This is a genomic window from Asanoa hainanensis, assembly GCF_900188485.1.
GTDB classification, from domain to species: domain Bacteria; phylum Actinomycetota; class Actinomycetes; order Mycobacteriales; family Micromonosporaceae; genus Asanoa; species Asanoa hainanensis.
In genome coordinates this window covers 13,388-34,040 of sequence record NZ_FZPH01000026.1, presented here as the reverse complement: position 1 = coordinate 34,040, position 20,653 = coordinate 13,388, and the positions used below count along the sequence as shown (strand labels likewise).

At 69.9% G+C, this 20,653-nt stretch carries 15 protein-coding genes; 7 read left to right on the top strand and 8 right to left on the bottom strand.

Features of this window, described 5'->3' with window-relative positions:
- Window positions 1-76: 76 nt before the first annotated feature.
- The 3 genes from CHC05_RS37625 to gyrB all read right to left on the bottom strand — a co-directional run bounded on the left by CHC05_RS37625 (window position 77) and on the right by gyrB (window position 5,705).
- Window positions 77-1,093, bottom strand: a complete 1,017-nt coding sequence (locus CHC05_RS37625; protein ID WP_089255461.1) for a DUF3566 domain-containing protein — start codon at window positions 1,091-1,093, stop codon at window positions 77-79.
- Between the two features lie 3 nt (window positions 1,094-1,096).
- On the bottom strand, window positions 1,097-3,619 hold the full coding sequence (gyrA, locus tag CHC05_RS37620; RefSeq protein ID WP_089255429.1) for a DNA gyrase subunit A: 2,523 nt from the start codon (window positions 3,617-3,619) through the stop codon (window positions 1,097-1,099).
- 139 nt (window positions 3,620-3,758) lie between these two features.
- Window positions 3,759-5,705, bottom strand: coding sequence for a DNA topoisomerase (ATP-hydrolyzing) subunit B (gene gyrB / locus CHC05_RS37615; protein WP_089255460.1), 1,947 nt, complete (start codon window positions 5,703-5,705; stop codon window positions 3,759-3,761).
- Window positions 5,706-6,274: 569 nt separating this feature from the next.
- Between gyrB and CHC05_RS37610 the strand changes: the two genes are divergently transcribed.
- On the top strand, window positions 6,275-6,829 hold the full coding sequence (locus tag CHC05_RS37610) for a hypothetical protein (protein ID WP_089255428.1): 555 nt from the start codon (window positions 6,275-6,277) through the stop codon (window positions 6,827-6,829).
- A gap of 140 nt (window positions 6,830-6,969) precedes the next feature.
- On the opposite strand, the gene CHC05_RS43215 is transcribed toward CHC05_RS37610, so the two are convergent.
- The 5 genes from CHC05_RS43215 to dnaA all read right to left on the bottom strand — a co-directional run bounded on the left by CHC05_RS43215 (window position 6,970) and on the right by dnaA (window position 13,656).
- A complete protein-coding gene (locus tag CHC05_RS43215; RefSeq protein WP_089255427.1) occupies window positions 6,970-7,572 on the bottom strand; it encodes a DciA family protein in 603 nt (200 codons plus the stop codon).
- On the bottom strand, window positions 7,562-8,689 hold the full coding sequence (gene recF, locus CHC05_RS37600; protein ID WP_089255426.1) for a DNA replication/repair protein RecF: 1,128 nt from the start codon (window positions 8,687-8,689) through the stop codon (window positions 7,562-7,564). Before recF ends, CHC05_RS43215 begins: the two co-directional genes overlap by 11 nt.
- Window positions 8,690-8,691: 2 nt before the next feature.
- Entirely contained in the window at window positions 8,692-9,564 is an 873-nt protein-coding gene (gene gnd, locus CHC05_RS37595; RefSeq protein ID WP_089255425.1) for a phosphogluconate dehydrogenase (NAD(+)-dependent, decarboxylating), read from the bottom strand.
- Between the two features lie 51 nt (window positions 9,565-9,615).
- A complete protein-coding gene (dnaN, locus tag CHC05_RS37590; protein ID WP_089255424.1) occupies window positions 9,616-10,749 on the bottom strand; it encodes a DNA polymerase III subunit beta in 1,134 nt (377 codons plus the stop codon).
- Window positions 10,750-11,598: 849 nt separating this feature from the next.
- Window positions 11,599-13,656, bottom strand: a complete 2,058-nt coding sequence (gene dnaA, locus CHC05_RS37585) for a chromosomal replication initiator protein DnaA (protein WP_245871422.1) — start codon at window positions 13,654-13,656, stop codon at window positions 11,599-11,601.
- A gap of 656 nt (window positions 13,657-14,312) precedes the next feature.
- Between dnaA and rpmH the strand changes: the two genes are divergently transcribed.
- The 6 genes from rpmH to rsmG all read left to right on the top strand — a co-directional run bounded on the left by rpmH (window position 14,313) and on the right by rsmG (window position 17,929).
- Complete coding sequence (gene rpmH, locus CHC05_RS37580; RefSeq protein WP_089255422.1) at window positions 14,313-14,450, top strand: 50S ribosomal protein L34; 138 nt, start codon at window positions 14,313-14,315, stop codon at window positions 14,448-14,450.
- A gap of 35 nt (window positions 14,451-14,485) precedes the next feature.
- Entirely contained in the window at window positions 14,486-14,914 is a 429-nt protein-coding gene (gene rnpA / locus CHC05_RS37575; RefSeq protein ID WP_089255421.1) for a ribonuclease P protein component, read from the top strand.
- Window positions 14,915-14,952: 38 nt separating this feature from the next.
- Window positions 14,953-15,219 (top strand): membrane protein insertion efficiency factor YidD, encoded by a 267-nt coding sequence (yidD, locus tag CHC05_RS37570; protein ID WP_218824805.1) that lies wholly within the window; start codon window positions 14,953-14,955, stop codon window positions 15,217-15,219.
- Between the two features lie 18 nt (window positions 15,220-15,237).
- Entirely contained in the window at window positions 15,238-16,374 is a 1,137-nt protein-coding gene (gene yidC, locus CHC05_RS37565) for a membrane protein insertase YidC (protein WP_089255458.1), read from the top strand.
- 233 nt (window positions 16,375-16,607) lie between these two features.
- Window positions 16,608-17,168 (top strand): Jag family protein, encoded by a 561-nt coding sequence (locus tag CHC05_RS37560; RefSeq protein WP_425426908.1) that lies wholly within the window; start codon window positions 16,608-16,610, stop codon window positions 17,166-17,168.
- Complete coding sequence (rsmG, locus tag CHC05_RS37555; RefSeq protein WP_425426904.1) at window positions 17,168-17,929, top strand: 16S rRNA (guanine(527)-N(7))-methyltransferase RsmG; 762 nt, start codon at window positions 17,168-17,170, stop codon at window positions 17,927-17,929. The genes CHC05_RS37560 and rsmG overlap by 1 nt, the downstream gene beginning before the upstream one ends.
- Window positions 17,930-20,653 lie beyond the last annotated feature (2,724 nt).

The window sequence follows — 20,653 nt, the reverse complement described above, 5'->3', positions numbered from 1 at the left end:
TTGGATACCCGGCGCGCCTGGGGGGCGGACAGACAAGGAGGCGCGACGCCGAAGCGTCACGCCTCCTTGACGAAAACTAGTCCCGCTCGGCCAGGGTGAGCTCGACCCCACCGACCAGGTCGGCGCAGACGTTGTAGATGAACGCGCCCAGGGTGGCCAGCGCGGTGAAGAGCACCACGTTGACCACGCCGATCAGGGCCGACGTGCCGATCACGCCCTTGGCCGTGATCTTGAATGTGCTGCCGTCGCTGCCGCCGCTGGCGCTGATCAGGTCGCCCAGGCTGGTGTTGACCTTCTCGAAGACGCCCATCGCGTCGAGCGCGAGGTAGAGCACCGAGGTCGCCACGATCACGACGATGAAGAGCACCAGAGACACGGCGAACGAGAACTTGAACACCGACCACGGGTCGATCCGCTTGACGTTGAGCCGGGCCCGCCGCGGACCACGCGCGGCCCCGCCGGCCACCGTCGAGCGCGCCGTGCGCACCGCCTCGGTCACCCGGGCCGCACCCACCGCCGAAGCCGGGCCCGCCGCGCCGGCGGCACCGGCCGCACCGGGCCGGGTCGGCGCCGAGGTCGCATTCGCCTGGGTCACGCCCGGGCCGGCACCAGCCCCGCCGAAACCAAGCCCGAGGCCCGAGCCGGCCTCACCAGGACGCTCGCCCGGACGCGACGCGCCCGGGCGCGTGATGCTCGGAGGCACGGACCCGCCACCGGACAGGCCACCACCGACCGACGTGCCGACGGAGACCGGCGACTTGGGACCGGAGCCTGCCGAACCCGAACCGGAACCGGAGCCCGAGCCCGAGCCGGAACCCGAGCCAGAAGCGGAGCCGGCGCCCGAGCCGGACCCACCGGACGAGGACGACGACGAGGCACCCCCGTCGGACGCGTTGCCGCTCTCACCGGGCTTGTCCGGCGGCGCCGGCATGCCAGGTGCACGGGTGAACTTGGGCGACGGTGCGTCGGCGGGGACTACCGCCCGGCCTACTGCCGCGCGGCCGGTCGCGGACGCGCCGCTGTCGGCGGCCTCGCCCTCGGCCGGGGTGGTCGAGGCCCCCGCAGTCCCCGACTTCGCCGTTGTCTCCGTCATCAACTAGTCCTGTTCGTCGGGCTCGTCGGCATTGCGAGCGATGGCCACGATGGTTACGCCGTCCGGAAGGTCCATGAGCTTGACCCCCATTGTGTTCCGATCGCGCGTTCGGCGTACAGGCTTCACCGGAGTCCGGATAACACCACCATTGCTCGTTATAGCAAACAGCTCATCGTCGGGACTGATCACCACCGCTCCTACGAGACCGCCCCGACGCTCGGTGAGCTTAGCGGTGAGGACACCCTTCCCGCCGCGCCCCTGGACCGGATATTCGGAGATCGGCGTGCGCTTCGCGTAACCACCGTTGGTGGCCACCAGCACGTCCAGGTGCTCCATGCCGTCGCCGACGACCTCCATGGCCAGCAGTTCGTCGTCGTCGGAGAACCGCATGCCGATGACGCCGGACGTGGCGCGGCCCATCGGGCGCAGCGCCTCGTCGGTCGCGTTGAACCGGATCGCCTGCGCCATCTTCGAGACCAGCAGTAGGTCGTCGCCGGTGCCGGCGAGCGCGGCGCCGACGAGCTCGTCCTCGTCACGCAGGTTGATCGCGATGATGCCGCCCGACCGGTTGGAGTCGAACTCCTCCAGCTTGGTCTTCTTGACCAGGCCGTTGCGGGTCGCCAGCACCAGGTAGGGCGCCACACCGTAGTCGGCGATCTCGATCACCTGGGCGATGTGCTCGTCCGGCTGGAAGGCCAGCAGGTTGGCCACGTGCTGGCCGCGGGCGGTGCGGCTCGCCTCCGGCAGCTCGTACGCCTTGGCGCGGTAGACCCGGCCCTTGTTCGTGAAGAACAGGATCCAGTCGTGCGTCGAGCAGACGAAGAAGTGGCTGACGATGTCGTCCTGCCGCAGCCCGGCGCCGCTGACGCCCTTGCCGCCCCGCCGCTGCGAGCGGTAGAGGTCGACCTTGGTGCGCTTCGCGTACCCGGTGCGGGTGATCGTGACGACCACGTCCTCGCGCGCGATGAGGTCTTCCATCGAGACCTCGCCGTCGAACGGGACGATCTTGGTGCGCCGCTCGTCGCCCCACTTGGCCACAATCTCGCTGAGCTCGTCGGCGATGATCTTCCGCTGCCGCTCCGGCTTGGCGAGGATGTCGCGCAGGTCGGCGATGTCGATCTCGATCTTCGCCAACTCGTCGATGATCTTCTGCCGCTCCAGGGCCGCGAGGCGGCGGAGCTGCATGTCGAGGATCGCGGTGGCCTGGATGTCGTCGATGTCGAGCAGGGTCCGCAGCCCACCGCGGGCGTCTTCGACGGTGGGCGAGCGCCGGATCAGGGCGATCACCTCGTCGAGGGCGTCCAGCGCCTTGACCAGACCGCGCAGGATGTGCGCGCGCTCCTCGGCCTTGCGCAGGCGGTAAGCCGTACGACGCTGGATGACGTCGATCTGGTGCTCGACGTAGTAGCGGATGAACTGCGCCAGGTTGAGCGTGCGCGGCACGCCGTCGACCAGCGCCAGCATGTTGGCGCCGAAGGTCTCCTGGAGCTGGGTGTGCTTGTACAGGTTGTTGAGCACGACCTTGGCGACCGCGTCGCGCCGGAGCACGATCACGATCCGCATGCCGGTGCGGCCCGACGACTCGTCGCGGATGTCCGCGATGCCGGCGATCTTGCCCTCGCGGATCAGCTCCGCGATCCGCTCGGCCAGGTTGTCGGGGTTCACCTGGTACGGCAGCTCGCTGACGACCAGGCAGGCGCGGCCCTTCTTGTCCTCTTCGACCTCGACCACCGCGCGCATCCGGATGGAGCCACGACCGGTGCGGTACGCGTCCTGGATCGCCTGGGTGCCGACGATCAGGCCGTGGGTCGGGAAGTCGGGGCCCTTGACGATCTCCAGGAGCGCCTCGAGCGTGGTCGGCTCGTCGGCCTCCGGGTTGTCCAGGCACCACTTGACCGCGTCGGCGATCTCGCGGAGGTTGTGCGGCGGGATCTTGGTGGCCATGCCGACCGCGATGCCCTCAGCGCCGTTGACCAGCAGGTTGGGGATCCGCGACGGCAGGATCACCGGCTCCTTGGCCCGGCCGTCGTAGTTGTCCTGGAAGTCGACGGTGTCCTCGTCGATGTCCCGGAGCATCTCCATGGCCAGCGGGTCGAGCTTGCACTCGGTGTATCGCATGGCCGCGGCCGGGTCGTTGCCCGGCGAGCCGAAGTTGCCGTTGCCGTCGACCAGCGGGTAGCGCAGCGACCAGGTCTGCGCCATCCGGACCAGCGCGTCGTAGATCGCGGAGTCGCCGTGCGGGTGGAACTGACCCATCACGTCGCCGACGACGCGGGAACACTTCACGTAGCCGCGGTCGGGCCGGTAGCCCGAGTCGTACATCGCGTAAAGGATCTTGCGGTGAACCGGCTTGAGACCGTCGCGGACGTCCGGAAGCGCACGCCCGACGATGACGCTCATCGCGTAGTCGAGGTACGAACGCTGCATCTCGACCTCGAGCCCGACCGGCTCGACGCGGTCGCGACTGCCTACCGCGGCCGCCGCCGCCTCGAGATCCGGCTCGTTGGCCTCGGGGATATCCGTCACAATTAATCCTTTTTCGCCCTAAATGCCGTCTTTGTCCTGTGGATAACGGCTGTGGAAACCGACCTGTCTGTGGATAACTTCAGCGCTCGCTCGGTCCGGGGCCGACTCATACACGCGAGCCGAGCCCCGGACGGTTGCGTCAGATGTCGAGGAACCGCACGTCCTTCGCGTTGCGCTGGATGAACGAGCGCCGGGCCTCGACGTCCTCGCCCATCAGCACGCTGAAGAGCTCGTCGGCGGTCGCCGCGTCGTCGAGCGTCACCTGGCGCAGGGTGCGGGTCGCCGGGTTCATCGTGGTCTCCCACAGCTCCGGGTAGTTCATCTCGCCCAGACCCTTGAACCGCTGGATGTCGTCGGGCTTGGCGTTGGGCTTGCTCTCCTGGCGGAGCCGGATCAGCCCGTCGCGCTCACGGTCCGAGTACGCGTACTGCGCGTCGTCGCCCTTCTTGTTCCACTTGATCTTGTAGAGCGGCGGCGACGCCAGGTAGACGTGGCCGAGCTCGACCAGCGGCCGCATGAAGCGGAACAGCAGCGTGAGCAGCAGCGTCTGGATGTGCTGGCCGTCGACGTCGGCGTCGGCCATCAGCACCACCTTGTGGTAGCGCAGCTTCTCCATGTCGAAGTCGTCGTGGATGCCGGTGCCCAGCGCCGTGATCAGCGCCTGGACCTCGTTGTTCTTCAGCACCCGGTCGATCCGGGCCTTCTCCACGTTGAGGATCTTGCCGCGGATCGGCAGGATCGCCTGCACCCGCGGGTCACGACCCTGCTTGGCCGAGCCGCCGGCCGAGTCGCCCTCGACGATGAACACCTCGGACTCGCGCGGGTCGGTCGACTGGCAGTCGGCCAGCTTGCCCGGCATCGAGCCGGACTCCAGCAGCGACTTGCGGCGGGCCAGCTTGCGGGCCTGCTGGGCGGCGATCCGGGCGCGGGACGCCTGGGTCGCCTTCGTGATGATCGTCTTGGCCTCGCTGGGGTTGCGCTCCAGCCAGTCGTTGAGCCACTCGTTGCAGACCCGCTGCACGAAGCTCTTCACCGGGGTGTTGCCCAGCTTGGTCTTGGTCTGGCCCTCGAACTGCGGGTTGGCCAGCTTGACGGAGACGATCGCCGCGAGGCCTTCGCGGATGTCCTCACCGGTCAGCTTCTCGTCGCCCTTGAGGATCTTCTTCTCGGCGCCGTACTTGTTGACCACACCGGTCAGCGCCGCGCGGAAGCCCTCTTCGTGGGTGCCGCCCTCGTGGGTGTTGATCGTGTTGGCGAACGTGTAGACCGACTCGCCGTACGACTCGTTCCACTGCATGGCGATCTCGACCGCCATGCCCTCCTCCTCGCCACCGAACTCGATCACCGACTTGTGGATCGGCGACTTGGTGTTGTTGAGGTGCCGGACGAAGTCGGCGATGCCGCCCTTGTAGAGGAAGGTGACCTCGCGCGCCTTGCCGTCCTCTTCGCTGGTCGGACGCTCGTCGCGGAAGTGGATGGTCAGGCCGCGGTTCAGGAACGCGTACTCCTGGAGGCGCCGGTAGATCGTCTCGAACGTGAACTCGATGGTCTCGAAGATCTTCGGGTCCGGCCAGAACGAGACGGAGGAACCGGTGGTGTTGGTGGTCTCGCCCTTCTCCAGCGGCGACGGCTTGGAGTTGACGTACGACTGCCGGTAGACGTTGCCCGACTTGTGGATGACCACCTCCATGCGGGTGGACAGCGCGTTGACCACGGACACGCCGACGCCGTGCAGACCGCCGGAGACCGCGTACGCCTTGCCGTCGAACTTGCCGCCGGCGTGCAGGACGGTCAGCGCGACCTCGACACCCGGCTTCTTGAGCTTCGGGTGGAGGTCGACCGGGAAACCACGGCCGTTGTCGACGACGCGCACGCCGCCGTCGGCCAGCAGCACGACGTCGATCGTGTCGCAGTAGCCGGCCAGGGCCTCGTCGACCGCGTTGTCGACAACCTCCCAGACCAGGTGATGCAGGCCACGTTCACCGGTCGACCCGATGTACATGCCGGGGCGCTTGCGGACGGCCTCGAGCCCCTCGAGCACCTGGATCGATTCGGCGCCGTACTCCTGCTTTTTCTGCGTTGCCACTCTGGCCACTTTCTCGCGCCGCCCCAGCGTCGTCGTGCGACGCTGGTGCGCGGGTATGGCGGGATGGCCAGCGACGACCGGCGCGACCGGGGTCATGGGCGCACCGCTCGCCGCGCCTTCCCGCGGTCACGATCGGCTGGACATGACACGCGGGCGGCCCCGGGCCGGGGAGGACCCGATACGGTCGTCCGCGCGTCGTCCTTCGTCTGCCACCAATGTTACCGGGCCGGAAGCGTGAACACCCATCCGGCGCACCCCAAAAACGGCGCTAGAAGCGCCACAGCGGCGCGAACCCCGGTATCCGCGACTCCCCCCACACGAATGCCCCCTGCGCGAGTGCCAGCCCGCCGTCGGCCCCTTTTCGCCGTGGATCATGAGCCGGCTTCGGTGGCCGGTGTTGCCGCCGGGAGCGATGGTCCGGGCAAATCGGAAATCCGGGCCATGATCCGCACTCCAAAGGTGACCCTTCGGGGGTCGCGCGAACCTGCGGCCGTGCCGTAGTTTCTGCGGCGCGATCCGGGCCGTCCTCGCCGGTTTCGGAATCTCGCGGAACGGAGAAGGGTGACCCGATGGGGCTGGACAACGTCGCCGTCCAGTGGCCGCGCACAGGCCGCTTCTACGACCCGGTCGCACCGGCCGAGTTCGTCGACTTCGCGGACCTGGCCGACGACCCGCGCGTCGCCGCGCCCACCGCCGCCCTCGCGGGCCACATCGCCAAGACGGGCACGGTCCGCGCGACGGCGTACACGGAACTGGTCGACCTCCTCCTCGGTCTCGAAGGTGTGCTCTACGCCACAGAGGCCGCGGCGGAAGACGAGGACCCGGTGATCGACCCGGACGGGTGCGCCTGGATCGCGGGCGGCCTGGAGCGCTTCGTCGAGGGTCACCGGCCCCACGGCGAGTCGGTCACCTTCGAGACGGTCGGTGCCGTGCTGCACACCGCGCTGTCCGGCGGGCGCCTCGCCGACCAACAGTTGCGCTGGCTCGACGGGCGGCTCGACGCCCTGCTCGACGAGTCGGGCGACGCGCCGCAGTGGAGCTTCGCCCGCAGCGAGCTAGCTGTGCTGTCCAGGTTCTACCGTCGCTGCGCCGACCGAGGTTTCGCCGTCTACGCCGACTACTAAGTCAAAGTCTCGAAAGGGCGCTTTACGCGCGTCCGCGGTGGTCCGGACCGCTTGCTCCCGCGCGCAACGGGCAGGGCACCACTGCGTGGGCCCTGCCCTGCCGGGTCCGCGGCACACAACCCGAACGGGTGGCGGGCGGGTCAACCGTAGGTGTCGCGGGGGCCGCGGCCCTGGACGCGGCGGGGGCCCTTGTTCCAGCTCGGGGCGGCCGGGCCGTGGATGTGGAGCTTCTTGACGACGTTGTGGCCGACTTCGCCGGCGATCCGCTTGAGCAGGTTCGCGGCCAGCAGGCGCAGTTGGGTGGCCCAGGCGGTCGACTCGGCCTCGACGGTGAGCTCGCCGTCCGCGAGCTTGATCGGGCGACAGTGTGCGGCGATGTCCGGGCCGACGACTTTCTCCCACGCGCCGAACACGGTTGCCTCCGCCGCCGGCTTCTGCCAGCCGCGGGCTTTGACGAGGCGCTCCAGGACCACACCGAAGAGCTGCGGGTCGCGCGGATCGGGACCCGGCCCCGAGTAGCCGCGGAGCCGCTTGCCCCGGCCGCCACCGTCGCCGCTGACGGCTGATCGGCGCCGAGGCGCGGCCGCGGCACGTTTGGCCAACGCGGCATCCAGCGCCGCGCGGGCGAGCTGCGGTCCGGACGGCCCGTCAGCCGAGCCGGCGGCCGCGGCCGGTGTCGTTCCCTTGTCGGGCGCGTCAGGTGTCTTCTTCGGCTCGCCCCGGCCGGGTTGGTCAGTCGGCACGGCGGACCGTCCCTTCGGAGACCTCGAAGCGGGCGCCGCGCAGGGACGCCGGCACGTCCTCCGGAACGGCGCACGTCACCAGCAGCTGCTTGGCGCCGCCGACCAGCTCGGCCAGCCGCTCGCGGCGGCCCGCGTCCAACTCGGCGAACACGTCGTCGAGGGCCAGCACCGGCTCGATGCCGTCGGCCCGCAGCAGGTCGTAGGCGGCCAGGCGCAACGCCAGCGCGTACGACCAGGACTCGCCGTGGCTGGCATAGCCCTTGGCCGGCAGCGTGCCCAGCGTCAGCGTCAGGTCGTCGCGGTGCGGACCGGTCAGCGTCACGCCACGATCCACTTCGGACGAACGGCCGTCGGCCAACGCCTCCAGCAGCGCCTCCTCCAGCGTGGCCCGGTCGCCGGCACCGACCTCGACGCCGGACCGGTAGGCGATGCCCGCCGCGCCCTTGCCGGCCGCCACCGCGTCGTAGGCCTTGGCCACGAACGGCCCGAGCGCGTTGACCAGCTCCAGTCGGCCGGCGAGCAGCTCCGCGCCGTGCCGGGCCAGGTGCGTGTCCCAGACGTCCAGTGTGGACAGGTCGCCGCCGCGGGTGCCGCCGGTCTTGCGGGCCAGGTAGGCGGTGCGCAACAGCGCGTTGCGCTGCTTGACAACCCGGTCGTAGTCGGCCCGCACGCCCGCGTACCGCGGCTGGCGGGCGACCAGCAGGTCGTCGAGATAGCGCCGGCGCTCCGCCGGGTCGCCGCGGACGAGCTCCAGGTCTTCCGGCGCGAACAGCACCATCCGCAGCGCGCCGAGCACGTCGCGGGCGCGGCGGACCGGAGACCGGCCCAGCCGCGCCCGGTTGGCCTTGCCGGGGACGATCTCCAGCTCGACCAGCAGTTCGCGTCCATCGTGGACTATCAAGCACCGGATCACCGCCGCGGCGGCACCGGCCCGGACCAGCGGGGCGTCCGTGGCGACCCGGTGACTGTCCAGGGTCGCCACGTAGCCGAGCGCTTCCAGCAGGTTGGTCTTGCCGACCCCGTTGGGGCCTACCAACACACTCGTGCCAGCGGACAGGTCGACCGCGACCGACTCGTACGAGCGGAAGTCGACCAGCTCGAGCCGCTGGACGTACACCGTCAGCTCTTATGGACGGGGTGTCCACCGAACTGGTTGCGCAGTGCGGCCACCGCCTTCATCGCCGGCGAGTCGTCTTCGCGCGACTCGAAGCGGGCGAACAGCGACGCGGCGATGACGTGCAACGGCACCGCGAGCCGGATCGCCTCCTCGACCGTCCAACGGCCCTCGCCGGTGTCGTCGGCGTAGCCCTTGATCGCGTCCAGGCCCGGGTCCTCGTCGAGCGCTCGGTCGAGCAGGTCGAGCAGCCAGGACTTGATGACCGTGCCCTCGCGCCACGACTTGATCACGCCGGGGACGTTGACCACGTGCTCGGAGGCGCCGAGCAGCTCGTAGCCCTCGGCGTACGCGTGCATGATGCCGTATTCGATGCCGTTGTGGACCATCTTGGCGTAGTGCCCGGCGCCGACGGGGCCGGCGTGCACGAAGCCGAACTCGCCGGCCGGCTTGAGCGCCTGGAAGATCGGCATGAGCCGCGCGATGTGCTCGTCGGAGCCGCCGGCCATCAGCGCGTAGCCGAGCTCGTTGCCCCAGACACCGCCCGAGACGCCGACGTCGACGTAGCCGATGCCCTGCGGGTCGAGCCGCTCCGCCCGCGGGCCGTCCATGCTGAAGCGGGAGTTGCCACCGTCGATGATGATGTCGCCGGGGCTGAGATGGGTGGCCAGTTCGTCGATGGTGGAGTCGGTGACCCCGGCCGGGACCATCACCCACACGGCGCGCGGAGCGGTCAGCTTCGCGGCCAGGTCGGCCATGCTCTTGGCGTCGGAGATCTCTGGCTTATGGTCGAATCCGACGACCTCGTGACCGGCGGCGCGCAGACGTTCGCGCATGTTGCCACCCATCCGGCCCAGGCCGATGAGCCCCAGCTGCATAGCGGGTTCTCCTCCCGTTGACGTGCCCTTTGCTCGTGCCGTGCCCGCCGATCAGCGGGTTACCCGGATCGGCATGATCAGATACCGGTATCCGGAGACGATCTCGCCGTCGTCACCGGCGGGCGAGATCACGGCAGGCTTGTACGCGTCGACGAAGGAGAGGAGTGCCGTCGGCGCGAGTAGGTTCTGCAGCCCGTCGATCAGGTACTGCGGGTTGAAGCCGATGGTCAGCGGCTCGCCGCTGAAGGTGGCCTCCATCGCCTCGCTCGCCCGCGCCTCCTCGCTGGCGCCGGCCTCGACGACCAGGCCGTCGGGGCCGAAGCTGAGCAGCACCGGGGTGGTGCGCTCAGCGACGAGGGCGACGCGGCGCACGACCTCGACCAGCGCCGGCACGGATACCCGGGCCTCGGCGTTGTGGCTGGCCGGGAAGAGCGAGCGGACCGGCGGGTAGTTGGCTCCGTCGAGCAGCCGGCTCGTGGTGCGTCGAGTGCCGGCCGAGAACCCGATCATGCCTTCGCCGGCGCCACCGTGCGCCAGCGACATCGTGACGTCGCCACCGAGCGGACCCAGGGTCTTTGCCGTGTCGTTGAGCGTGCGGGCCGGCACGAGGGCGTTGAGGCTGATCTCGGGGTCCTCTGGGCGCCACTCCAGCTCGCGCATGGCGAGCCGGTAGCGGTCGGTGGCCAGCAGCGCGATGTTGTTGCCGGAGAGCTCCAGGCGCACACCGGTCATCATCGGCAGCGTCTCGTCACGGCCCGCGGCGATCGCGACCTGGGCCACCGCTGTGGCGAAGGCCGCGGCGTCGATCGTGCCGGCGCTGGCGGGCATCGCCGGCAGGCTCGGGTAGTCCTCGACCGGCATGGTCGGGAGGGTGAACCGGGCGCTGCCGCAGACGAGCTCGAGGTGCGAGCCGACGGCGGCGATGTCGACCGGCTTGCCGGGTAGCGCCTTGGTGATCTCGGCGAGCAGGCGGCCGGAGACCAGTGCGGCGCCGTCGGCGTCACCCTGGATGTCGACGGTCACCTGACTGGAGACCTCGTAGTCGAAGCCGGAGACCTCGAGGCTGCCGTCGGAGACACGCAGCATCACACCGGCGAGGACAGGCACGGACGGGCGACTGGGCAGGCTCTTCGCCGTCCACGCCACGGCGTCGGCGAGCGCGTCGCGCTCCACACGGAACTTCATGCGTTGCCTCCGGGTCGGCTAGGACGGGGCCGGGTCAGATACAAGATGCCCCACCGCACCTTAAGGCGAGGCTCGGCCTGACGTGCGCCCGACCCCGGTGATTTCTGGCGAGGTTCTACGGCCATGCACAAATCCCCAGACGTGATGATTGGTTTTCTTCTCTCTAAAGAGATAAGTAGTCGTCTTCATCGGTCCTGTGCGAACTGTGGAGAACCCGAGTTTCCGCAGCTCAGACCCGTTATCCACCGGTGTCGAACATGTGGAGAAGCCTGCGGGTAACTCGGCCGCTTCTCCACAGGCGAGCCTTCGCACACAGCGACGCGAAGTTGTCCACCGGTTGTCCACCGGGTTTCCCCACGGTTTCTCCCCAGGCCCTGGAGATCATCTTCTGGCTTTCCCCAGAACCTTCAACACGATGCGCACATGTCCACCGTCGCTGTGGATGCTCGGCCCCACGTCCACAGCACTGTCCCCAGCCTTCGTCCACAGCCTGTGTGGATATCGACGGGCACGACCACGACGCCGTCCACGACGGTGGACAGCGGCTGTGGATTCGATGTGGGAACTGTGGATAGACGCGAGTCACCTGTGTGTTCGGGGGATAACCGCTCCTTACCTGTGCAGAAACCTGGGGACGCAGAGTGATCCAGACTAATCCTAGTAAACAACCTAATCCGGACAATACTGGAAACGCGGGCAGCGACGGTTTTTCGTCGTGTGGACACCGCTGGGGGTACGCCTGTGGGCAAGCTGGGGAAAACAGTGCCGGTCTGTGGATAGACGTCGGCCTGTGGATAAGGTCCTAATTGGTGGATCGAGCGCGACCGGGTTGTGAAGACCCGGGTGCTATCAGGAGGACTGCTTGATCCGGTTCGTCAGCTCGGCGATCTGGTTGTAGAGCGAGCGCCGTTCGGCCATCTGCTGACGGATCTTCCGGTCCGCGTGCATCACCGTGGTGTGGTCGCGGCCGCCGAACGCCTGCCCGATCCGGGGCAGCGACAGGTCGGTCAGCTCACGACAGAGGTACATGGCCACCTGACGGGCGTTGACGAGCACGCGCGAGCGGGAGTGGCCGCGGAGGTCCTCGAGCGAGACTCCGAAGTAGTCGGCCGCACCGACCATGATCTGGTCGGCGGTGATCTCCGGGCCCGAGCCGTCCGGGATGAAGTCGCGGAGCACCTCTTCGGCGATCGCGAGCTCCACTGGGGACCGGGTCAGCGAGGCGAACGCGGTCACCCGGATCAGCGCGCCCTCGAGCTCGCGGATCGAGTTGGAGATCCGGGAGGCGATGAACTCCAGCACGTCCGGTGGCGCGTACAGCCGTTCCTGTGCCGCCTTCTTCTGGAGGATCGCGATCCGCGTCTCCAGGTCCGGCGGTTGGATGTCGGCGAGCAGCCCCCACTCGAACCGCGTGCGCAGCCGATCCTCCAATGTGGCCAGCTGCTTCGGTGAGCGGTCGGACGTGATGACGATCTGCTTGTTCGCGTTGTGCAGGGTATTGAAGGTGTGGAAGAACTCTTCCTGCGTACGCTCGCGGTTCTCCAGGAACTGGATGTCGTCGATCAGCAGGATGTCGACGTCGCGGTAGCGGCGCTGGAACGCACTGGTCTTGTCGTCCCGCAGCGAGTTGATGAAGTCGTTGGTGAACTCTTCGGTCGACACGTAGCGCACCGAGCGGGCGTTGCCCAGCGTCGTGGCGTAGTGGCCGATCGCGTGCAGCAGGTGCGTCTTGCCCAACCCGGAGCTGCCGTAGATGAACAGCGGGTTGTAGGCCTTCGCCGGCGACTCGGAGACCGCGACCGACGCGGCGTGCGCGAACCGGTTGGACGAGCCGATGACGAACGTCTCGAACATGTACTTCGGGTTCAACCGGTTGCCGCCGCCGTCGGCACCGGCCCGGCGGTCGTCGCGGCGCGGATCGCCCGAACGACCGGGCCCGCTGTCGGAACCGCTGTCGCGGCGCAACGGCTGGGTCGGTGGCTCGTCGTAGGGCAGGACACCGCGGTTGTCGCCGCCCGGCCGGCTGTCACCGCGGTCGGTGGCCGGCGTCTGCGGGCGCGGTGAGTACGGGGTCGGCGTGCCGTAGGTCGTTCCGCCCGACTGGTAGCCGGCAGAGGCCGAGGGCGGGGCCGGCGGGTACGGGGTGGCGAAGAGCGCGTCCTGGCGGTCGCGGTCGGAGTCCCGCGGCTGCGGGTTGGCCGACGGGACCGGCGGGCGCGCCGTGCCGACGGCTCCGGTGCCCGCCGGACGGGCCTGCGCGGGGGCCGGTGCCGAGGCCGGGGCTGCCGGGCTGTTCGGTGCCGGGTCGATCGGCGGGTTGGGCTTGGGCTGGATGACGCTGTGCAGGGCGGTCGGTGCGTTCAGCGCGCTGACCGACTCCTCGGGCGCGCTCTCGGTCTTGTTGGCCGGCGGCGTCGGGCTCGGCCGCTGCGCGGGAGGCTGCGGCGCCGGCTGGGCGGCGAGGGCCGGGCGGGGTGCCGGCGGCGCGGCCGGGCTCTGGGGCTGCGGGAAGTCGAGCTGGCCCAGCGTCGGTGCCGGCGCCAGGTGCGGCCGGTCCGGCGTCGACGTCTCGTCCGGTGCCGTCGTGCGCTGTTGCGGTGGGAAGGGTGGCCCGGCGAAGTCGCCGGGGGTCTCCGGTGCGCCGGTATAGACGGTGCCGGCGGGGCGGCCCTGGCCGTCCTCGGGCGGGCGGACCGTGACGGCCACCTGGATCGCGCGGCCCATCCGGCGCGACAGCGCCTCGGTGATCGCCGGGCGCAGGCGGGACTCGATGACGTCGCGGGTGAACGCGTCAGGCACGGAGAGCAGCGCGGTGTCTTCGACGATGGCGCGGAGCCGGGTCAGGCGGAGGTAGGCACGCTGCTGGGCGGAGACGATCTCATCCGCGAGCTCGTCCGTCGCCGCCATCCAGACGCCGGCGAGATCGATCGTCTCGGACACCCCGTTGCCACCCCCCTCGCTTCACGTGCTCGGCCACGGTGGGCTCTGTCCAGACCCGCCTTGACCTGGCATAACCCCCGCGTACGGGCGGCTGGCCTGACCGCTGTCCACAAGTTGTCCACAGCCTGTGTGCTGACCGATCGTGGTGCCGTTACTCATACGAACTGACGACCCGGACTCAGCCGATCCGGCATCGGTGTGGCTACACCGTGCCGAACGATTGACCACCTCGCCCGGTTTTGCCCCGTATGGCAGTCGTGAGCCCCCCAGATCGCCGACCAGCAACCCGGCACGCTAACAGCGTTGTCCACACCCCTACAACCGTTGTCCACAGAACTGCCTCCCCGGCATACGCGAAAGAGGGCAGGGGTGCGGTGCGTCGTACCCGCCGCGGCCTGCGGCGACGCGCTGTTTGCCGGTGTTTGACGGTCATTGCGTCCGTGCGTAGGCTTGAGCGGCCGCTCCGTCGCCCTCTGGTAGGGTGGCGGATGTTTGCTGCGTAGGTGTGTGAACGCCTCTCGCGCATGCCGGCTGATGCGCTCGCACATTTGTCGCCTCGCGCATCGACCACCACACGACCCGGCCCGCCTCCTCATGGGCCGCCCGACGACGGAGAGCCTGACGTGAGCAAGCGCACCTTCCAGCCGAACAACCGCCGGCGTGCCAAGACCCACGGCTTCCGGCTGCGCATGCGCACCCGCGCCGGCCGCGCGATCCTCTCCGCCCGCCGGTCGAAGGGCCGCAAGGAGCTGTCGGCCTGACCTCAGTCCGGCACCGGGATGGAAGTAGGGCAGCGATGCTGGCCGCAGCGCAGCGACTTCGGCGCCGCAGCGAGTTCTCCACCGCAGTCCGCACCGGCCGCAGCGCCGGTCGCGGTGCGGTGGTCGTCCATCTGACCCTCCCGTCCCAGCCTGACCTCGAGTCTCACCCGCACGACCTCGACGAGCCGACGTCCGCCCCTGGTGCGGCCAACGCCACACCGCCGGCGCGCGTCGGCTTCGTCGTGTCCAAGGCGGTGGGCGGTGCCGTCGTCCGCAACCAGGTCAAGCGCCGGTTGCGGCACCTCGCCCGCGAGCGGCTCGACAGCCTGCCGGCGGGCACGACCTTGGTGGTCCGAGCGCTGCCCAGGGCGGCCGACCGCTCGTACCAGCGACTGGGTGTCGATCTTGACAACGCGATCGCGTTGGCCCGCGACCCCCGGCGAAAGGGTCGGGAGCGGTCGTGAGTTCTCAGGAAACCATCAGCAACTCGACACCCAAAAACATCAGTCTCCCCGCCCGCGTACTGGCTTTTTGCATCATCGCGTACCGTCGTTGGATAAGCCCGGCACTGCCGGCTCGCTGTCGGTTCTATCCGTCATGTAGCGCCTACGCCCTCGAGGCGGTGTCGCGGCATGGCGCGATCCGTGGAACCGGCCTGGCGATCTGGCGGCTGCTGCGCTGCCACCCCTTCCACCCCGGTGGCTACGACCCGGTGCCGGAACCGCGTCGTCGTCGCCCCGCCAACACGGCGGAACCCCTGGCCGAGTGACGGGAGCCCTTGGTGCACATCAGTCTCGACTGGATCTACTACGCGATTTCGTGGATCCTGCTGCGCTGGCACGGGGTGTGGGATGCCATCGGCGTGCCCGACAAGGCGGTGCTCGGCACCACCTGGTCGTGGATCCTGGCGATCTTCTTCCTGGTCGTCACCGTCCGCGTCATCCTGTTCCCGATCTTCGTCAAACAGATCAAGTCGCAGCGCGCTATGCAAGCCCTGCAGCCCAAGGTCAAGGAGCTGCAGGAGAAACACAAGGGTGACCGGGAAACGCTCCAGAAAGAGATCATGGAGCTGTACCGGACGGAGAAGGCCAACCCGCTCATGGGCTGCCTTCCGATGTTCCTGCAGATTCCGGTCTTCCTGGGCCTCTTCCACGTCCTGAAACGGGTAAACCCGAACAACCAGGCAAAGGAGCTGTACGGCTGGACGGCCGCGCAGTTCGACAGCGCGTCGCACGCGACCCTGTTCACCGCACCCATCTCCGGCCGGTTCGGCTCCAGCGCGACCGAGCTCGCCGCCCTGGACGCCAGCGTCGTCACCGTGAAGGTCATCGCGGCCATCCTGGTCGCCATCATGATCACGACGACCTACCTGACCAGCCGCCAGATGATCCTCAAGACCGGCTGGGCCGAGGACCCGCAGCAGCGCATGCTTCAGCGGATCATGCTGTACGGCATCCCGGCCTCGCTGCTGATCTCCGGTGCGATCTTCCCGATCGGCGTGATCATCTACTGGGTCACGAACAACCTCTTCACGCTCGCTCAGCAGCAGTGGGTCCTGCGCAAGTTCCCGCCGCCGCCGGTCAGCAAGAGCAACACGGTCAACCGCTACTCGGAAGCCGGCGAGAAGGCCCGGGCCGCCGCCGCGGCCCGCGAGACCCAGTCGCAGCCGAAGTCCGGTGGCCTGCTCAGCCGCATCACCGACGCGGCCAAGTCCGCCGCTGCCCCGCAGCCCGGCGCGACCCCCAAGGCGGTCGGCAAGGGTGCGGCCAACGGCAAGCCGGCCGCGCGCGCCAAGTCCAACGGCGCTGCGCAGTCCGCGGACGCCAAGCCCGCCACCGATGGAAAGGCCCTGGCGCCCAAGCCGGGCGCTAAACCGGTGAACCCGAAGAAGGCCGGCGGCCGCCGCCCGGCTAAACGCAAGTGAGCGCTGCGGCCGGTGACTCCTCCACCGGCCGCGCCTCGCGACACAGACGTGCCCGGCCGGGTGACTCGCTCACCCGCCCGGGCTGACCAGCGGACCCAGGGGTCCAGCGCGAGACATACGGAGATGACACCGTGACCGAGACCAGCATCCCCCGCACCGACAAGCCGTTCGACGAGGAGAACGACGAGGCTGCTGCGCGTGCGGACGAGGCTGACGTGACCGACGAGGCGGAGCTGACCGACTCGCCCGCGGAGGCTGACGAGGCCGACGACGCTGACGACGACTCGGCCGACGAGGCCGGTGCGGTTGTCGCCGAGACCAAGGAGACCAGCGACAGCGACCTGTTCCGGCAGAGCGAGATCGCCGCGGACTACGTCGAGGGCCTGCTCGACATCCTCGACTACGACGGCGACATCGACGAGCTCGTTTCCGGCGGTCGCCCGATGGTCGAGGTCGTCGGCGGCCGGCTGCAGCCGCTGGTCGGCCAGCGCGGCGCCACGCTGGAGGCGCTGCAGGAGCTGACCCGCCTGGCGGTCTTCCGCGAGACGGGCTCGCCGAGCCGACTGCTGCTCGACGTGGGCGGCTACCGGGCCAACCGGCGCAAGGAGCTCGCCGCGGTGGCGAAGAACGCGGTCGAGAAGGTCAAGGAGTATGGCGAGTCCGTGCGCCTCGAGCCGATGTCGGCGTTCGAGCGCAAGTGCGTACACGATGTCGTCAACGCTCTCGCCGGTGTGGAGAGCGAGTCCGAGGGCGTCGAGCCGCACCGCCGGATCGTCGTACGCCCGGCTCCCTGATGGTTGATGTCTCTTCCGGCCCGGGTGGTATGCCACCCGGGCCGTTTCATGAGCCGGCCGTGGCCCTCTTCGGCTCGCGGCTCCCGTTGGCTGTGCGTTATGCGGACCTGTTGGCGACCGACGGCGTGGTGCGCGGCCTGATCGGCCCGCGCGAGGCCCCCCGGATCTGGGACCGCCACCTGCTCAACTGCGCCACGATGACCGAATTGATCCCGTCCGGCGCTTCGGTGATTGACGTGGGGTCTGGGGCGGGTTTGCCCGGTATCGTGCTTGCGGTGGCGCGGCCGGACCTGACCATGGTCCTGGTCGAGCCATTGGCACGACGGACCGCTTTCCTGGCGGAGGTGGTGGCTGAACTCGGCCTGGACGACACCGTGACAGTCGTCCGAGGCCGGGCCGAGGAGGCGCGGGACGCGGTTGTCCCCGCCGACGTGGTCACCGCTCGGGCGGTCGCGCCGCTCGACCGGCTCGCCGGCTGGTGTCTCCCCCTCACCGCACCCGGCGGACGGCTGCTCGCCCTCAAGGGCGCGTCGGCCTCCGACGAGATCGCGGAACACCAGACCGCGATCGGTCGACTGGGTGGTTCCACGCCGGTCGTCCGGCACTGCGGGGTCGGCCTGGTCGACCCGCCGACGACCGTCGTGGAAATCGTCCGCGAGCGCGTAGTCGAGCCAGCACGCCCCCGGTCGGCGTCGGCGGACCGGGGTCGCCGCCGCTCCGCTCCGGACGGCGGTGGGCGCGGGAGAACGCGGAGGGGTTAGATGGGCCGGCGGGGACCAGCACCTGGGTTCGAGACCTCTACCCCGCCGCCTACGGCCGACCCACCCACCGCACCACCGCCCACCCGCCGTCGCGGGCCGGCGTCGGTCTCCTCGGGTTCTGCGGACGATTCGCCTGCTGCGTCGGCACCGGTTCGTCGGCGCGGCTCAGCGTCGGTTTCCCCGCCGCCTTCGGACGATGGCCGCACCGCGTCGTCGCCTGGCCGCCGTCGTGGGTCGGGGTCAGCCTCCCCGTCATCAACAGGCGATCCGGCGTCCGTGGTGCCCCTTGGCCGTCCTCGTAAGTCCGCGTCTGCTGCCCCGATCGCGGGCTCGCCGGCGGAGGGTCGTGCACGCCGCGGTAAGTCTGTGAGCAGGGGTTCGGCGGAGGCCGCTGCTGGGTCGTCCGGTCGCGTGCGTAGCGTGCCCCCGACCGCCGCGGCTGAATCGGGTCCGTCGGCGCAGAAGGTTCGTCGACGCGGTGGCGCCTCGACGCCCGGTAGTGGCGGAGACGAGTTGACCGCTGCGGCTTCGGAGCCCGCGTCTGTTCGGGGGCGTCGGGCCGCTTCGGTCTCGAGCAAGCCTTCCGTTGCGCCTGCGCGCGGTGGGCGCGTGGCTGCAAAAAGGGCGGCCGATGCCGAGGCCGTGCCCCGCTCGGGTGTGCGGGCTGCGCGCGGTGCGCGTGCGGTGGTCGTTGACGCGGCCGATGCCGAGGGCGCGCCCCGGTCGGGTGTGCGGGCTGCGCGCGGTGCGCGTGCCGCGGTCGTCGACGCGGCGAATGCCGAGAAAGCACCCCGCTCAGGTTCACCCGGTGCCGAAATTACGCCGCGTTTAAGTCCGCGCGGCGGTTCGTCCGTGCCGCCGTCGAGCGCGCGCGGTTCCGAGGCCCCATCCGGGTTAAGTCCACGCGGCGCGGCTGAGCCTTCGTCGCGGTCGGCCTCGCGCCCCGTTGAGCGTGACCTGCGGTCCGGTTCGCGTGATACCGAACCCGCGCCGCGGTCGAGTTCGCGTGGTGGTGAGTCTGTGCCGCGGTCGAGTGCGCGCGGTGCGGCTGAGCTTGCGCCAAGGTCGGCCTCGCGCGCTGCTGCGCGTGACCTGCGGTCCGGTTCGCGTGATACCGAACCCGCGCCGCGGTCGAGTTCGCGCGGCGCCAAGGCTGTGTCCCGGTCGAGTTCGGGTAGCGCGGCTGAGCCGGCGGCCCAGCCGAGTTCACGCGGTCCGGCAGCGCCTTCGTCGCGGTCGAGTGCGCGTGGGGGTGAGGCCGCTCCGCGGTCGGGTTCGCGCGCTGGCAAGGCAGCGACGCGGTCGAGCTCGCGTAGCGGCGAAGCCGCGCCGGCGTCCGGCTCGCAGGCTGAGGAGTCTTTGCCGCCTTCAGGTTCGGGCATCGTGGCTGAATCAGAGCGGCAGTCTGGTGCGCCTGGTGTCGAGTCTGGGGCGGCGCCCAACTCGCGCACCCCAGCTGAGTCGGCGCCCACAACTGTGCCGGTAGGTCGCCGTCGTAAGCCGGCTTCGGCCAAGCCCGTTGGTCCTGGAACCGCGTTGGAAGCCGGAACCGTGCATGGCCGCACCAAGCCGGCGGGCAAGTCGGCGTTGCCGGGTCGCGCGGAGCCCCTGGCGGGTAGCACCGGCCGGGCGACATCAAAGACCCAGGCGCGTCCTGGTGCCGCCGCGACTCGTCGCACAGGCTCGCCGGCACCTGGCATCGAGCCCCCGGCTCCCAGAGCGAAGCGAACCACGGCGGTGCCTCGTTCCTCGACGCCGTCGCCGAGGCAGCAAGCGGACCTTCACGAGCCAGTCCCTGCCGCTCCGGGCCCGTCGGCGCCTGGTCGTCGGCGGTCGGTGGCTGCGACGTCGGAAACCGCCCTCTCCACGGCTGGCCAGCCGGCACCCAGGCGGCCGGCGGCCGTAAGGTCGGGAACCGCCGCGTCTCCGTCTGCGGGATCGAGGGCTGCAGGATCGGGAGTTGCGCAGTCAAGGGCTGCGGAACCCTTGGCCGCGGAACCCATGGCTGCGGGACCGTTAGCTGGGGTGTCGGTGGCTGCGGAACCGGTGGCTGGAGTGTCGGTGGCGGCGGAACCGATCGCTGCGAGGTCGGAAGTGGCCAAATCAGCGGATGCACAGTCGGCGGCGACGAAATCGACGCCCGCGCGGTCCGGAGCCGCGCGACCGGTCGGTGCGCGCTCGAATCCTGGTCTTTCCGGGGTCTCGAAGGCGACCCAGGAGCCACTTGCGGTCTCGGTAGCTCCGGCCGCCGACCCCGGCCCGGGTGGCACCGGGCGGAGCCGGTCGCGCTCGAAGGCCACCACACAGTCAACGCCCGCGGCGCGCCGCCGGCCAACGGCGGTGCAAATGGACCCGCAACTCCCGCTGGACCTTCCTGCTCCTGGCGGTTCAGAGACGCAGGAGCCCACGTCAACCTCCGACGCCGCGCGCGGGCCTCTCCCCCGCGTACGCAAGGCGCCCGAACGGTCTGGAACTCCAGCAGCCGTCGTCCCACGCGCCCGCCGCAAGGGCACCACCTCGACACCCGCCACGCTGGCGCAGGCCGCACCTGCCCCAGCGCCGGATGACCACACGACCGCCGCTACCAACAGCGATGGCGAGGCTGATCACCCCGAACGCGACAGTTCGGCCGCGGGCGCTCGGGCCGAGGGTGATGCCGGCCAGGGCAAACCAACCCGCACGACGCGGCGCCCGGCAGGCACCACCGGGCGCGGCAAGGGTCGA